The sequence below is a fragment of the Streptomyces sp. NPDC005151 genome, from assembly GCF_053599875.1.
The window spans coordinates 1-15,773 of sequence record NZ_JBSFYR010000046.1; the positions used below are offsets into that span (position 1 = coordinate 1).

At 72.3% G+C, this 15,773-nt stretch carries 9 protein-coding genes; 3 read left to right on the top strand and 6 right to left on the bottom strand.

The genetic code is table 11. The features are described 5' to 3' along the window. Window positions 1-137: 137 nt before the first annotated feature. Both ACWD6R_RS23370 and ACWD6R_RS23375 read right to left on the bottom strand, forming a co-directional pair. Entirely contained in the window at window positions 138-3,539 is a 3,402-nt protein-coding gene (locus ACWD6R_RS23370) for an ATP-dependent helicase (RefSeq protein ID WP_451820474.1), read from the bottom strand. A gap of 208 nt (window positions 3,540-3,747) precedes the next feature. Next, window positions 3,748-4,200, bottom strand: coding sequence for an MGMT family protein (locus tag ACWD6R_RS23375; RefSeq protein WP_451820475.1), 453 nt, complete (start codon window positions 4,198-4,200; stop codon window positions 3,748-3,750). A gap of 236 nt (window positions 4,201-4,436) precedes the next feature. Between ACWD6R_RS23375 and ACWD6R_RS23380 the strand changes: the two genes are divergently transcribed. The 3 genes from ACWD6R_RS23380 (at window position 4,437) to ACWD6R_RS23390 (ending at window position 10,631) form a co-directional block, all read left to right on the top strand. Next, window positions 4,437-7,184 (top strand): lysylphosphatidylglycerol synthase domain-containing protein, encoded by a 2,748-nt coding sequence (locus tag ACWD6R_RS23380; protein WP_451820476.1) that lies wholly within the window; start codon window positions 4,437-4,439, stop codon window positions 7,182-7,184. 147 nt (window positions 7,185-7,331) lie between these two features. Beyond that, window positions 7,332-8,942, top strand: a complete 1,611-nt coding sequence (locus tag ACWD6R_RS23385) for an alpha/beta hydrolase (RefSeq protein ID WP_451820477.1) — start codon at window positions 7,332-7,334, stop codon at window positions 8,940-8,942. Window positions 8,943-9,050: 108 nt separating this feature from the next. Next, window positions 9,051-10,631: an alpha/beta hydrolase gene (locus ACWD6R_RS23390; protein WP_451820478.1), complete on the top strand. Its 1,581-nt coding sequence runs from the start codon at window positions 9,051-9,053 to the stop codon at window positions 10,629-10,631. 266 nt (window positions 10,632-10,897) lie between these two features. Here ACWD6R_RS23390 and moeZ read toward each other — a convergent pair whose 3' ends face one another. From moeZ to ACWD6R_RS23410, 4 genes are all read right to left on the bottom strand, one after another. Further along, window positions 10,898-12,076 (bottom strand): adenylyltransferase/sulfurtransferase MoeZ, encoded by a 1,179-nt coding sequence (gene moeZ / locus ACWD6R_RS23395; protein WP_266981773.1) that lies wholly within the window; start codon window positions 12,074-12,076, stop codon window positions 10,898-10,900. 85 nt (window positions 12,077-12,161) lie between these two features. Next, entirely contained in the window at window positions 12,162-12,974 is an 813-nt protein-coding gene (locus ACWD6R_RS23400; protein ID WP_451820479.1) for a spherulation-specific family 4 protein, read from the bottom strand. Beyond that, window positions 12,962-13,927 (bottom strand): NAD-dependent epimerase/dehydratase family protein, encoded by a 966-nt coding sequence (locus tag ACWD6R_RS23405; RefSeq protein ID WP_451820480.1) that lies wholly within the window; start codon window positions 13,925-13,927, stop codon window positions 12,962-12,964. The genes ACWD6R_RS23400 and ACWD6R_RS23405 overlap by 13 nt, the downstream gene beginning before the upstream one ends. A gap of 142 nt (window positions 13,928-14,069) precedes the next feature. Beyond that, window positions 14,070-15,263 carry a hypothetical protein gene (locus ACWD6R_RS23410; protein ID WP_451820514.1) on the bottom strand — a complete coding sequence of 398 codons (1,194 nt, stop codon included), beginning with the start codon at window positions 15,261-15,263 and terminating at the stop codon, window positions 14,070-14,072. Window positions 15,264-15,773 lie beyond the last annotated feature (510 nt).

The following is a 15,773-nucleotide window of genomic DNA, read 5'->3' on the forward strand; positions in this document are numbered from 1 at the left end:
GTCTTCCCGGCCCACCGCAAGCCCATCAACCGACCGTCACACGATCGAGCTAAAACGACCTCGTGCACGCTCCCAGCCACGCAGCTGTCAACCCCCGCGCCCGCCGCCGGCCCTCACCGCTGACCGCACCGGAACACTCACTCCAGAATGTGGCGGCCCTCGGGCTGAGCGCTGCACGAGGCCCGGAACGTGCAGTGGGTGCAGTGCTGGCCGGTCGTGGGTGTGAAGCGTTCGTCCAGGACCCGGCCCGCGGCCGTGGCCAGCAGGTCGGAGACCCACTCGGTGGTGGGCGGTTCCTGGGCCTGCACCTTGGGAAGGGCGTCGCCGCCCTCCTTCTTCGGGGCCGGCTGCCGCAGCTGGACGAGTTCGGCGCCACCGGGGGCGGGGCGGTGGCCGTCGAAGAACTCGTCGACCGCCCCCTCCCGGACGGCCAGCTGGTACACGGCGAGCTGGGGATGGCGGGCGACCTCGTCCTTCGTCGGGGACTGCTTGCCGGTCTTGAAGTCGACGACGTACGCACGGCCGTCGGCGTCCCGTTCGACGCGGTCCATGGAGCCGCGGATCCGTACCTCGTACTCCCCCGCTTCGAGCGTCACGTCGAAGTCGTGCTCGCTCGCGGCGGAGGTGCGGCCGGTGCGATCCATGACATGCCAGCGCAGAAAGCGTTCCAGGGCGACCCTCGCCTGCTCCTTCTCCTGCTGCGACTTCCAGGGGGCGTCGAAGACCAGCCCGTCCCAGACCGAGTCGAGGCGCTCCATCAGGACCGCCAGGTCGGCGGGGGTACGGCCGGAGGCGACCTCGTCGGCGAGTACGTGCACGACGTTGCCGAAGCCCTGCGCGGCCGTCGCCGGGGCGTCCGCCTTCACCTCGCGGCCGAGGAACCACTGCAGGGCGCAGGTGTTGGCCAGCTGGTCGAGTGCGCTGCCGGAGAGCGCCACGGGATGGTCCCGGTCGCGAAGCGGGACGGCCGAGCGGGTCGGCTCGTGCAGCCCCCACCAGCGGTACGGATGGGCCGACGGCACGAGCGGCTGCCCCTCGTCGTCCGTGAGCGCGGCCAGCCGGGCCAGCCGGTGGGCGGCCTCGTCGCGCAGGGCGTCGGAGGCATCGGGGTCGACGGTGGTGGCGCGCAGCTCGGCGACGAGCGCGGCGACGGCGAGCGGGCGGCGCGGGCGTCCGGTGACGTCGCGCGGTTCGATGCCCAGCTCGGTGAGGAAGCGGGACGGCTGGTCGCCGTCGTCGGCGGGGGCCTTCACCGCGGTGACGATCAGCCGTTCCCGTGCGCGGGTCGCCGCCACGTAGAAGAGGCGTCGTTCCTCGGCGAGGAGGGCGCCCGGGGTGAGCGGTTCGGCGAGGCCGTCGCGGCCGATCCGGTCCGCTTCGAGCAGGGAGCCGCGGCGGCGCAGGTCCGGCCAGAGCCCCTCCTGCACCCCGGCGACGACGACCAGCCGCCACTCCAGACCCTTTGAGCGGTGCGCGGTCATCAGCCGTACGGCGTCGGGGCGTCCGACCCGCTTGGAAAGGGTGTCGGCGGCGATGTCCTGGGCGTCGACCTCTTCGAGGAAGTTGAGCGCGCCGCGGCCGCCGGTGCGTTCCTCGGCGCGGGCCGCGGTGTCGAAGAGCGCGCAGACGGCGTCGAGATCGCGGTCGGCGTTGCGGCCGCCCGCGCCGCCGCGCAGCGCGGCGCGTTCGAGCCGCCCCGGCCAGGGGGTGCCCGCCCACAGCTCCCACAGGGCCTCTTCGGCGGTGCCGCCGCCTTCGAGGTGTTCGCGTGCCTTGCGCAGCAGCGCGCCGAGGCGCTGGGCACCGCGGGCGTACGTGGGGTCGTGTGCGACGAGGCGTTCGGGTTCGGCGAGCGCGCGGGCCAGCAGCTCGCCGGAGGGCGGCGGTACCCGGTTCCCGGCGGCCCGCTCCTCGTCGCGCAGCGCCCGGCCGAGCCGGCGCAGATCGGCGGCGTCCATGGAGCCGAGAGGGGAGGTGAGGAGGGCGAGGGCGGTCTCGGTGTCGAGCCAGGGGGCGTCGGGCTCCTCGGACGCGGGGGCGGCGCCGTCGTCCGGGGCCGTCGGCTCCGCAGCCCCCGTGCGGTGCAGCGCGGCCGTGGCGACCGTGCGGAGGGCGGTGAGGAGCGGGGCCACAGCGGGTTCGTGGCGCAGCGGGAGGTCGTCGCCGTCGACCTCCAGGGGCACGCCCGCCGACGTCAGGGCGCGGCGCACCGCGGGGATCGTGCGGCCCCCGGCACGTACCAGCACCGCCATCTCGTTCCATGGCACGCCGTCCTCCAGGTGGGCGCGGCGCAGCAGGTCGGCGATGTTGTCCAGCTCGGTGGAGGCGGTCGGGTAGGTGTACGTCTCGACGCGCCCGCCCTCGCGTACCGCGGCGAGCTCCCGGTGGGCGCGGACCTTCGCCGACGGCAGCCGGGTCAGCGGCATCCGGCGGGTGAGCAGCCGGGTGGCGGCCAGCAGCTGTGCGCCGGAGCGGCGCGACGTGGTGAGGACGCCGACCGGGGCCGGGCCGCCGTCCGCCCGCCGGAACGTCTCCGGGAAGTCGAGGATGCCGTTCACGTCGGCGCCCCGGAACGTGTAGATCGACTGGTCCGGGTCGCCGAACGCGATCAGGTCCCGGCCGCCGTCGGCCCCCGGCGCACTCCCGCGGTTGCCCGCCAGCGCGTGCAGCAGCCGCACCTGCGCCGGGTCCGTGTCCTGGTACTCGTCGACGAACACCGCGTCGTACGCCCCGGCCAGCACCGCCGACACCTCGGGGCGCTCGGCGAGGAGCACCGCCCGGTGGACCAGCTCCGCGTAGTCCAGCACCCCCTGTGCGTCGAGCACGTCCAGGTACTCGGCGAGGAACGCGGCGGCCGCGCCCCAGTCCGGGCGGCCGGTGCGGCGCGCGAAGTCGGCGAGGGCATCCGGGCCGAGGCCCAGCTCGCGGCTGCGGGCGAGCACCGCGCGTACCTCGTCGGCGAAGCCACGCGTGGTCAGGCAGGCCCGCAGCTCGTCGGGCCAGCGGATGTGCGCGATGCCCTCCTGCTCCAGTTCGAGCTGGCCGGCCAGGAGATCGCGGACGGTGACGTCCTGCTCGGGTCCGGAGAGCAGCCGCAGCGGGTCGGCGAAAAGGTCGGCGTCCTGATGGGCGCGGACCAGTGCGTAGCAGAAGGAGTGGAACGTGGTGGCCTGCGGGCCGCGGGCGGCACCGAGCCGGGCGGCCATCCGGTCGCGCAGCTCCACCGCCGCCTTGCGGCTGAACGTGAGGACCAGGATGCGGGCCGGGTCGCCGCCCCTGGCGACGCGGGCGGCGACCGCTTCGACGAGCGTGGTCGTCTTGCCGGTGCCCGGTCCGGCGAGGACCAGCAGCGGGCCGCCGGGATGATCGACCACCGTCTGTTGCGCTGCGTCCAGAACAGGGGGGTCCACGGAACCCGGCCGGGTGCGCACCAGTCGGTACGCGCCCGTGGTCCTCCCCCTACGCCCCTGCGGGCGTGGGGGGACCCCCTGCCGTGCCTGACGGTGCGGACTGTGCCGGGTGAAGGAGGAGGAGCTCACGTGGATCGCCGGTCCTGGGGGTGTGCTGATGGTGAGGGGGCGGGGGTGCCTGCCGCGAACTGTCGACGCTACGCCAGCGGGAGCGTGGGATGCGGCGGGTCCACTGCGTCGAACGTCACGTTCCGCGTCGCACGGCAGGTCACGCAGGATTTCTCGTCCATCGAACGGGCCCGGCTGCGCCCGTCATGGGGCCGAATGGCGGAAGCTGTCAGGTGTGAGCTCCCCCGACCCCGTCCTGGTCCTCGTCCCGGTCGGTGCCCCCGTCCCCACCGGGGACGCCGTCCCACCGTGCGCGCTTCATGTCGAGGCGCGGCACGTGGCCCTCCGCGCTGCGCGAGGCCTCGCGCAGCGGGGTGCTCTCCTCGCGGTAGTGCTCCAGCGCCCGCAGCTCGTGACCGGGCAGCAGCGCCCCGTCGGCCCGCACCACCCGCCACCACGGCGCCGCGGCGCCGTACAGCGCCATGACCCGGCCGACCTGGCGCGGGCCGCCCTCCCCCAGCCACTCCGCGACATCGCCGTACGTCATGACGCGGCCGGGCGGGATCAGGTCGGCGACATCGAGCACGCGCTCCGCGTACTCCGGCAGTGCGTCGTACTCCGGCGACGCGTCGGGCGCCCGGTCGCCCCTCGCCCCGTCGCCGCTCGTCCGGTGTTGGCTCATCCGGCCCATGGTGCCGTACGCCACCGACAGTCCGGCCCGGTCCCCGGCCGAGGGGCGCGTAGGCGTGTATTCACTGAGTGTGCACGCGAGAGCAAAGGGGCGTATCTTGCGCATCGCGCGACCGTGCAGTGCACCCTGATAACCCCCTCTGTCTCCAGGCCGTGCCACCATCATGCGGGCGGTGACCGGTGATACGAGACCACGAAGACCAATCAGAGGCGACGAAGGAGCAGGGCGTGCAGCCACCGAAGGCGGCCGACGCCTCTGACGCCGAACGGCGCCCGGAAGAGCAGCGGGAGCAGCAGGGGCCGACGCAGAAGCGCGAGGAGCGGGAATCCGCCCCGCACCGTCTGGTCGGCTCCACCCTCTCGACCGTCGCAGAGGCCGAACAGGCCGACCGGGTCTCCGGTGACGAGCCGCTGCTCCCCGCCCGGGTGCACCGGCCCTCCGACCTCATGCGGCTCCTCGTCGGTGTCCTGGCGATCGTCGTCCTGTTCTCCATCGCCGCGTTCGCCCACGGCACGACCACCGGTCTCGAAAACGACATCAACAAGGGCACGGACCAGGCACCCGACGTTCTGATCAAGCTCGCCGGCCTGGTCTCCAGCATCGCGGTGCTGCTGGTGCCCGTCGCCTTCGCCATCGAGCGGCTGATCAAACGCGACGGGCTGCGGATCGCGGACGGTGTCCTCGCCGCCGTCCTCGCGCACGGGGTGACGCTCGCCACCGACCTCTGGGTCGCCAAATCCGCCTCCGGCACCATTCAGGACGCCCTCACCCAGCCTCAGCCCGGCGCCGCGCTCACCGATCCCGTACACGGTTATCTCGCACCGGTGATCGCCTACATGACGGCGGTCGGGATGGCGAGACGGCCGCGCTGGCGGGTCGTGCTGTGGGTGGTGCTGCTGCTCGACGCCTTCGCCATGCTGGTGGGCGGCTACACGACCCCGTTCTCGATCGTCCTCACCGTGCTGATCGGCTGGACCGTCGCGTACGGCACGCTGTACACGGTCGGCTCGCCGAACGTCCGGCCGACCGGTCAGCATCTGATGGCCGGTCTGCGTCACGTCGGCTTCCGCCCGGTCACCGCGATGCGCGCCGAGGACACCCCCGACTCCGGCGACCCGAGCGACCGGGGCCGCCGCTATCTGGTCTCCCTGGAGGACGGTCCACCGCTGGATGTGACGGTCGTCGACCGGGAACAGCAGGCACAGGGCTTCTTCTACCGGGTGTGGCGCAGACTCACCCTGCGCGGCATCACCCAGCGCCGGTCCATCCAGTCGCTGCGCCAGGCCCTGGAGCAGGAGGCGCTCCTCGCGTACGCGGCGATCGCCGCCGGAGCCAACGCCCCCAAGCTGATCGCCACCTCGGAGCTCGGTCCCGACGCCGTGATGCTGGTGTACGAGCACATCGGCGGGCGCTCCCTCGATGCGCTGGAGGATGTGGAGATCACCGACGACCTGGTGCGCGGCGCCTGGCGGCAGGTGAAGGCGCTCCAGTCCCGGCGGATCGCGCACCGCAGGCTCACCGGCGACGCGATCCTGGTGGATCGTTCCGGAACGGTGTTCGTGACCGATCTGCGCGGCGGTGAGATCGCGGCCGGTGATCTGGTGCTGCGGATGGACATCGCGCAGCTGCTCACCACCACCGGTCTGCGGGTGGGGGCCGAGCGGGCCGTCGCGGCGGCGCTCGAGGTCCTCGGCCCCGATGCCGTGGCGGACTGCCTGCCGCTGCTCCAGCCGATCGCCCTCAGCCGCTCCACCCGGGCGGCGCTGCGCAGGCTGGCCCGTGAGCGGTCGCAGCGCGAGCGCGAGGCGGTGATCGCGGCGTCGGACGCGGCAAAGCTCGCCAAGGCCCAGGAGGCACAGGCGTCGGTCCCTGCCGACCGCAAGGCGCTCCGCAACGAGAAGCAGGCGGAGAAGCGCGCGGAGAAGCGGGCGATAGACGATGCCCTGGACGAGGCCCGGGAGGAGGATCTGCTGACCCAGATCCGCCGACAGGTGCTGCTGATCCGGCCGCAGGCGCCCGTGGAGCCGGTCCGGCTGGAGCGGATCAAGCCGCGCACGCTGCTCAGCTTCATCGCCGGTGCGATCGCCGCGTACTTCCTGATCTCGCAGGTCACGGAGGCCGACTTCGGCGCGGTCGTCGAGCAGGCGGAGTGGGGCTGGGTGGCGGCGGCGCTCGGGTTCTCGGCGCTCAGTTACATCGCGGCGGCGATGAGCCTGCTGGGGTTCGTGCCCGAGCGGGTGCCGTTCGGCAAGACCGTGCTGGCCCAGGTGGCCGGTTCGTTCGTGAAGATCGTCGCGCCGCCCGCGGTCGGCGGCGTGGCGCTGAACACACGGTTCCTGCAGCGTTCCGGGGTGCGCCCGGGGCTCGCCGTCGCGAGTGTCGGCGCCTCGCAGCTGTTCGGGCTCGGCTGCCACATCCTGCTGCTGGCCGCGTTCGGATACCTGACCGGGACCGAGAAGACTCCGTCGTCGCTCGCCCCGTCCAGGACGGTGATCGCCGGACTGCTGACGGTCGCGGTGCTGGTCCTGGTGGTGACCGCGATCCCGTTCCTGCGGAAGTTCGTGGTGACGCGCGTGCGGTCACTGTTCGCCGGGGTCGTACCGCGCATGCTCGATGTTGTGCAGCGCCCGCAGAAGCTGGTCACCGGTATCGGCGGCATGCTGCTGCTGACCGGCCTGTTCGTGATGTGCCTGGACGCGTCGATCCGGGCGTTCAGCGGTCCCGACGTGCCGCAGCTCAGCTACGCGAGCATCGCGGTGGTCTTCCTCGCCGGCAACGCACTGGGGTCGGCGGCGCCGACGCCGGGCGGTATGGGTGCGGTCGAGGGCGCGCTGACGCTGGGACTGATCGCGGTCGGTCTGCCGAAGGAGGTCGCGGCGCCCGCCGTGCTGCTGTTCCGGCTGATGACCCTGTGGCTGCCGGTGCTGCCCGGCTGGCTCTGCTTCAACCACCTCACCCGCAAGGGCGCCCTCTGACACGCCGCCGCCACCCTGGGGAAACCGCCCACCGGGGAGAACCCCCATGGCGCCTGCCCCGGGTCGACCCCGTACCCGGGTGCCCTGGGCCACCCACTTGGACCGGTGTCCCGCGCGCCGCCCCGCGCGCCGTCGCACGATGGGGCGATGAGGACCTCCCCTGCCCTGCGCGCCGCGGCTCTCGCGGCCACCGCCACCGTTCTGCTGCCCCTCACCGCCTGTTCGGACAACAGCGGCAACGAGGCCGCCGGTACGGACCGTACGAAGAACTCTCCGCACGCGGCGAACGCCGCCGACACATCCGGATCGGCCGACCTGGCCTCCCAGAAGTTGACGTGGAAGCCCTGCCAGGCCCCGTCCACGGCGCAGGGCGGCGGAACCGCCCCGACCCCCCTCCCCGGCGGCGCCGTCTGGGAGTGCTCCTTCATGAAGGTCCCGCTCGATTACGCGAAGCCGCACGGCGACACGATCGCGCTGGCGCTGATCCGCGCCAGGGCCGTCAACCAGAACAAGCGAATCGGCTCGCTCATCTTCAACTTCGGCGGCCCCGGCGCCTCCGGCGTCGCCACGCTGCCCGCCTTCGGCCCCACGTACGCCAACCTCCGAACCCGTTACGACCTGGTGAGCTTCGATCCGCGCGGGGTCGGCCGCAGCTACGGGGTGAAGTGCGAGAACGACCAACAGCTCGACGCGCGCTTCCAGAGCGACGCCACCCCGGACGACGCCGCCGAGGAGCAGGCCCTCCTCAACCAGCAGAAGAAGTTCGCCGCGGCCTGCGAGAAGAACTCCGGCTCCGAACTCCCCTACGTCGGCACCACCAACGCCGCCCGCGACATGGATCTGATGCGCCAGGTGCTCGGCGACGACAAGCTGCACTACTTCGGCATCTCGTACGGCACCGAACTGGGCGGCGTCTACGCACACTTGTTCCCGGAGAAGGTCGGCAGGGCGGTGCTCGACGGGGTCGTCGACCCGACCGAGGACTACAAGCAGTCCTCCCTCGGTCAGGCGAAGGGCTTCCAGCTGGCGCTGGACAACTTCACCCGGAACTGCGCGGATCGCGGCGCCGCCTGCAAGCTTCCCGGTACCACCGGGAAGGAGGTCGAGCAGGGGATCGCCGAACTTCTCGACCGGCTGGAGAAGCAGCCGGTCCCGGGGCTCGGCTCCCGGCAGCTGACGCAGTCCCAGGCCACCACCGGAATCGCGGCCTCGCTCTACTCCAAGGAGACATGGTCGCTGCTGGAACAGGGGATCGACGAGGCGGACGGCGGGAACGGCGCGCTGCTTCTGGCCCTCGCCGACTCGCTGAACGGCCGTTCGGGGAACGGCCGGTACGACAACTCGACGGCCGCCAACGCGGCCGTCAACTGCGCCGACTCGAAGCAGCGGTTCACCGTCGACGGGACGAGGGCGCTGATTCCGGAGTTCCAGAAGGCGTCGCCGGCCTTCGGCGACTATCTGGGCTGGGGTCTGATGCAGTGCACCGGCTGGCCGGTGGCGGGTGCGTGGAAGACCCCGGATGTCAGCGCTCCCGGCGCGGCCCCCATCCTGGTCATCGGCAACACGGGCGACCCGGCGACCCCGTACAAGGGTGCACAGGCGATGGCGGAAGAGCTGGGGCAGGGCGTCGGGGTGCAGATGACCTACGAGGGCCAGGGGCACGGCGCGTACAACAGCGGCAACGCCTGTGTGAAGAAGACGGTGGGCAGCTACCTGCTGGACGGCACGGTCCCGGCAGCCGGTACCGTCTGCCGCTGAAGCTGTCGGCGGCGGCGCCCGGGGCCCCTTCCGGATGACGCCGGGCTCACGGGGTCTGGCCTGCCGCCGCACGCCGTACGCACAGGCACCAAGGGGAGGGACGTACACGTGGTCCACCATGCACGCGCCGGAGCGCTGGCCGCTGCCGCACTGCTGTTCACGGGGGTACTCGCGGGCTGCGGCGGGGGTACGGACCCGGCGTCGGACGACAAGGCGAGCGCCGGCGCCGCACCCACGTCCACCGGATCGTCCAAGGCCTCGGACGGGAAGCCGGCTCTGCCCGCCCTGCCCGCGTCCCTCACCTCCCAGCGCCCGGACTGGAACCGGTGCAAGGCCCCCGAGGGCGGCACCGCACCCGGCGTCGACTGGCGGTGCACGACGGTCAAGGTGCCGTTGAACTACGCGAAGCCGGACGGCAGGACGATCGGGATTGCGCTGATCCGCAAGGAGGCCCAGGACAAGGGCCGCCGGCTCGGCTCGATGCTGTTCAACTTCGGCGGCCCCGGCGGTTCCGGCGTCTCGATACTGCCGCGCGCCGCCGGCTCGTACGGGAAGCTCAACGCCCGCTACGACCTGGTGAGTTTCGACCCGCGCGGGGTCGCGGCCAGCGCCGGGGTGAACTGCCGCACCGACCGGGAGCAGGATGACGCCAACCGGAAGGTCGACATGACTCCGGACACGGCGGCGGAGGAGGCGGCGTTCATGAAGGACGGCGCGGACTTCGGCGCCGGCTGCGAGCGCCGTTCGGGCAAGGTCCTGCCGTACGTCGGTACGACGAACGCCGCCCGGGACCTGGACGTGATCCGCCAGGTTCTCGGCGACAGGAAGATGACGTACTTCGGCATCTCGTACGGTACGGAACTCGGCGGGACGTACGCGCACCTCTTCCCGAAGAACGTGGGACGCACGGTCCTCGACGCGGTCGTCGACCCGACCGCCGACACGATCGGGCACGCCCGCAACCAGACGACCGGCTTCCAGCGGGCCCTGGAGAACTACTTCAAGGATCGCGGCCAGGACCCGAAGGCCGGCACACAGCGCATCGCCCGGATGCTGGAGCGGATCGACAGGAAGCCGCTGCCGACCGGTTCGGGCCGCGAGCTCAACGAGGCGATGGCGGTCACCGGCATCGTGCTGCCGCTCTACTCCAAGAGCAGCTGGCCCGTCCTGACGAACGCGCTGGACGAGGCGGAGAAGCAGGGCACCGGCAATCTGCTGCTGCAGCTGGCCGACCAGTACAACGGTCGTGACGAGAAGGGGCACTACGACACCAAGAACCACTCGCAGCGCGCCATTTCCTGCGCGGACAGCAGCCTCCGGCCGACGGTCGCGGAAACCAGGGCCCTGCTGCCCGAGTTCCCGAAACTGTCCCCGGTCTTCGGCCCGTTCCTGGCGTGGGACACGGCCGGCTGGTGTTCGAACTGGCCGGTGAAGGGTGAGCTGGATACCCCGGAGGCGAGCGCTCCGGGCGCCGGTCCGATCCTCGTCATCGGCACGACCGGCGACCCTGCGACACCCTACGAGGGGGCGCAGAGGATGGCGGACGAGCTGGGCAAGGGCGTCGGCATCATGCTCACCAACAAGGGCGAGGGCCACGGCTCGTACGGTGTGAGCGGCTGTGTGACGTCGACGGTGGACGCGTACTTCCTGGACGGGAAGGTCCCGGCGGACGGCAAGACCTGTTCGTGACGGAGAGAACGGAGAAGGGGCCGGCCGCATGACGCGGACCGGCCCCTTCGAAGCTTTTCGCCTCTAGTGCCGTGGCCGGCAGTGTTTGCCCCATGAGGAGCGTCGTCCGGTGCGTGTGATCGCAGGGCGGCCGGACGTCCCCCAGTGGGGTATCCCCTGCTCGAACGAAGGTGAGAGCTTGGGGAAGGAGCTACCAGGGCTTGTGGCCAACGCGGCGAGCGGGCGTGCCGGGCGGCGCGACGGGGCAAAGCTTGCCGGGAGGGGCACTAGTACACCGGCTTCTCGGGCTCGATCTGGTTGACCCAGCCGATCACGCCGCCACCGACGTGCACCGCGTCGGCGAAGCCCGCCGACTTGAGGACCGCGAGGACCTCGGCGCTGCGGACGCCGGTCTTGCAGTGCAGGACGATGCGCTTGTCCTGCGGGAGGTCCTGAAGGGCGTTGCCCATCAGGAACTCGTTCTTCGGGATCAGCTTCGCGCCGGGGATCGAGACGATCTCGAACTCGTTCGGCTCGCGGACGTCGATGATCTCGATCTTCTCGTCCGCGTCGATCCACTCCTTGAGCTGTTTCGGAGTGATCGTGGAGCCGAGCGCCGCCTCCTGGGCCTCCTCGGACACGACGCCGCAGAAGGCCTCGTAGTCGATGAGTTCTGTGACGGTCGCGTTCTCGCCGCAGACTGCGCAGTCGGGGTCCTTGCGGACCTTGACCTGGCGGTACTGCATCTCCAGGGCGTCGTAGATCATCAGTCGGCCGACCAGCGGGTCGCCGACACCGGCGAGCAGCTTGATGGCCTCGGTGACCTGGATGGAACCGATGGACGCGCAGAGCACGCCCAGCACGCCGCCCTCGGCGCAGGACGGGACCATGCCGGGGGGCGGCGGCTCCGGGTAGAGGCAGCGGTAGCAGGGACCGTGCTCGGACCAGAAGACGGACGCCTGGCCGTCGAAGCGGTAGATCGAACCCCACACGTACGGCTTGTTCAGCAGTACCGCAGCGTCGTTGACGAGATAGCGGGTGGCGAAGTTGTCCGTGCCGTCCACGATCAGGTCGTACTGGGAGAAGATCTCCATCACGTTCTCGGCCTCGAGCCGCTCTTCGTGAAGGATCACGTTCACATACGGGTTGATGCCGAGGACCGAGTCCTTGGCGGACTCCGCCTTGGAACGGCCGATGTCGGACTGGCTGTGGATGATCTGGCGCTGCAGGTTCGACTCGTCGACCTCGTCGAACTCCACGATGCCGAGCGTGCCGACACCGGCCGCGGCCAGGTACATCAGGGCCGGCGAGCCGAGACCGCCGGCGCCCACACAGAGCACCTTCGCGTTCTTCAGCCGCTTCTGCCCGTCCATCCCGACATCCGGGATGATCAGGTGGCGGGAGTACCTGCGGACCTCGTCGACGGTGAGCTCAGCAGCTGGCTCGACCAGGGGTGGCAGCGACACAGGAACCTCAACAATGCAGGTGGTCGGTTTCTACGTACTTCATCTACGTACGGTTGTTCTTGCCGTAACACTGCCACGCCCCCTCTCATTCCGAGATACCAGGTCCGATCCGCGAGACGATTTCGTCCCAGTACCCGGGCAGCGCCGCGAATGGATCGATTTGCCCCCTGCTGCCCCTCCGCACGGTACGGTCGGTGAAGAAGATCGTGCCCGCGCCCTGCCAGCGGGCGATGCGCATGGCCTCGTCGAGGTGGGTGCGCGGAACACTGTGCACGAAGTGCGCGAAGCGTCCCGGCGGGTAGGCGGCGGTCCACTCCGCCACCTGCGACCAGCGGTAGTCGGTCCACGCCCCGGAGAAGGTGACCAGCTGGTCGGCGGTCTCGGCGTAGCCGGGATACGGATGGGTCCCGTGCCCGAGCACCAGCAGCCCGTCCTCGAGGAGCGTGGCGAGCGTGCCGGTGAGGCGACGGACCGCCGGGAGGTCGGCGCGGTCGGCGGGACACCGGTCCAGGTAGAAGCCGTCGACGCGGTACCAGTCGAGGAAGGACTGCGCGTCGGTGATCAGCTCGTCGAACGGACGGTCGCCGTGGGCCAGATCGAGGTGGCCCAGCAGCCGCCCGCCGCCTGCCCGGACGGTGTCCTGCGCGGTCTCGCCGTGCAGGGCCCGTTCGCGGGCGTTGCGGAGCCGGCCCGCGGCTTCCAGACAGTGCGGGTCCGGCCGGGCGCCAGGACCGGTGTCGATGTTGAGGACCGCCCAGTGCAGGTGGGTGCCGGGGCGGGTCAGTTCGGCCCATTCGGCGGGGGCGAGCAGCGGATGTGCGTAGCCGGGGATGCCGAAGCCGAGCTGCTCGGCGCCGCCGGTCCTGCGTGCCGTTCCGGCGCTGGTCAGATGCGGCATGCCGCCTCCATCCAGATGTCGGCGAGGGACTCCTCCAGGTTGATCCGGGGCCGCCAGCCGAGCCGGTCGCGGGCGGTGCGGACGTCTGCCTGCTGCCAGGCGCCGCAGCCGTCGGGGTACGGGGACGGGGTCGCCGAGAGGTGTTCGATGACGGACTCGGAGGAGGTGCGGGGGGCGCCGATGGGCATCCGGGCGGGGGGCGTGTCCAGCTCGTGGAGCGCACCCGGGTAGCCCGCGACCTTGGCAAGCACGGCGGCGGCGTCGCGGAGCCGTACGGCTCGGCCGGTGCCGATGTTGACGACTCCCTGCGCGGCGGAGAGCGAGGCGGCATGCACGGCGCGGGCGACGTCCCGTACGTCGACGAAGTCGCGCTGCACCCCGAGGCCGCTGAGCTTCAGCTCGCCGTCGCCGGACTGCATGGCGCGGCGCATCGCCTCGGCGAGCCGGCCCAGCGGGGAGCCCGCCGGGGTGCCGGGGCCGACCGGCGAGAAGACCCGCAGTACGACCGCGTCGAGGCCGGAGCCGAGGACGAGTTCGGTGGCGGCGAGCTTGGAGACGCCGTACGGCCCACCCGGGCGCGGGATGGCGTCCTCCGCCGTCGAGGAGCCGGGCTGCGAGGGCCCGTACTCCGAGGAGCAGCCCACCTGGACGAGGCGGGCGCTGCAGCCGCTGCGCCGCATCGCCTCGCAGACGGTGGCGACGGCGACGGTGTTGTGCCGGGCCAGGTCGCGGGCGCCGCCGCGGGTGGCGCCCGCGCAGTTGACGACGACGCCGGGGTGGACGGCGTCCAGGAAGCGGGTGAGTGCTCCGGGGGAGCCGCCCGCGAGGTCGAACCGTACGTCGGCGTCGTCGCCGCGGCCGAGCACCGTGAGGTGCACGGCGGGGTCGGCGAGCAGCCGGTCGGCCACGAAGCGGCCGAGGAACCCGTTGGCTCCGAGCAGCAGAACCCTCATCGGGTGCCCCCTTCGTGCCGACGGCGGGCTGCCGGTGCGGGGGATTGGGGGGTCATGTCCGGTGTCTCCTTGGGGAGGTGGTGAGCGGTAAGTGCCTGCCGGCTCCGCGGGGGTCGTACAGGGAGTGGCTCTTCATCGCGGCTTACGCGGTGGTGTGGGCGGACGCCCTGGAGAGGGCGACGGTGGCGTGGATCAGCAGCCCGAGCGCGGCTGCGCCGCAGGCGATGGCGGGTACGGCTCCGGTGCCGCCCGCCTCGATGACCGCATCGACGGGGCGGGCGAGGACATGGAGGCCGGGCAGCCGCCCGGCCAGGATCAGCGCGGGGGCGGCCGCTTCGACGGCGCAGGCGGCGGCGAGTCCGGTGGTGGCGGGCTCCGGGAAGCCGTGGACGGTCAGCAGCCGGGCGAGCAGGAGGAGTACGCCGAGTTCGGCGGCCGCGACGAGGGTGCCGCCGCCTCCGTACCCGAGCTCGGCGAGGCGGAGCAGCCCCGAGAGCACGCAGAGGAAGAGGGCGACGGTCCCGAAGAGGAGGGGGCGCACCCCTGCGGCGAACTCCTCCAGTGCGCGGCTGCCGGTGAGTCTGCGGTGTGCGTGTACGGAGAAGAGGTGTGCGCACCAGGCGGCGGGGGCGACGGCGAGCGCGAGTCCCAGCAGGGGTGCGGGGGTGAGCGCCCAGGGGCCTTCCGGGCCGCCGCTGAGGACCTGGTCGAGCAGCGCCTGGCCGTACAGGACGTAGCCGAGGAGCCAGCACGCGTACAGAGTGGCTGCCGCCGAGGAGCGGCCCTCCGGGGCGCGCAGGGGGCCACTCCGCAGGCAGAGGCCGAGCCCGAGGAACGCGACGAGTGCCCCGACGAGGGACACAATGAGCCGCGCCCCACCGCCGAGTGCGCCTTCGGTGAGTTTCAGGACGACGGCGGTCGCGGTGCAGGCTGCACCGGGCAGCAGCGCGAGGAGCGACCAGACGGCGCGCGTCTCGATGTCGCGCACCGGCGCGGAAGGCACCGCGCGCGCCGGCTCCCCCGTCACGGCGGGCACCCGCGCGTAGAGCTCCTCGGCGAGCGAGAAGACATCGCGGTGCCGGTAACGGGCGGCGGTGCGGTCGGTGACCCCGTGGGCTTCGAGCCCGGCGGCGATCTCCAGCGGGTCGACGGCGCGTTCGCAGAGGTCGCGGTGGCGGTGCATGAGGGTCTTCACGGGATCGACGGGCCCGCGCCGGGAGGCGCTGAGCTTGCGTGCGGGGGTGGCACGGGTGCGCGCGATCTCGGGGGCCCGGGGGGTGGGGGCGGGTGCGTCGTCACTGCCGGGGTGTGTCCGGGTCGGCGTCTGCGTCCGCACCTCGGCAGGCGTGTCGGTCCGTGTCTCGGTCTCGGCCGCCGCCGGGGCGCAGGCGGCGGGCCCGGCAGGGGGCCCGGCCTGCTTGAGAGCTCCGGCCTCGGGCGGTGTGCCGGCCTCGGGCGGTGTGCCGGCCTCGGCCTCCGCGCGGACACCGTCCTCGGACGCGCCTCCGCTCTCCGCCACAACACCGGCGCCCTGCGCAGCGCCAGCCGCACCGGCACCAGCACCAGCACCAGCACCAGCACCAGCACCAGCACCAGCACCAGGCTGTGCGGGCTCTGCGGGGTCCGCACGCACATCGGCGGCTCCGACGCCGGTGAGCGCCCAGCCCGTGACGGCAGGGGACTCATCCGCGGTCGCGGGGCGGTCGGGTGCCGGACTCCCGGTCACGTCCGGCTCCCGCGCCGATTCCCGATCCGGCGCCGGGTCCCGCAGCGAATCCGCGTCCGGGTCCCGTTCCTGCGGGAAGTCCGGCCCCTCGGCCGCCCCCCTCGCCGGCGACTGCTCCAT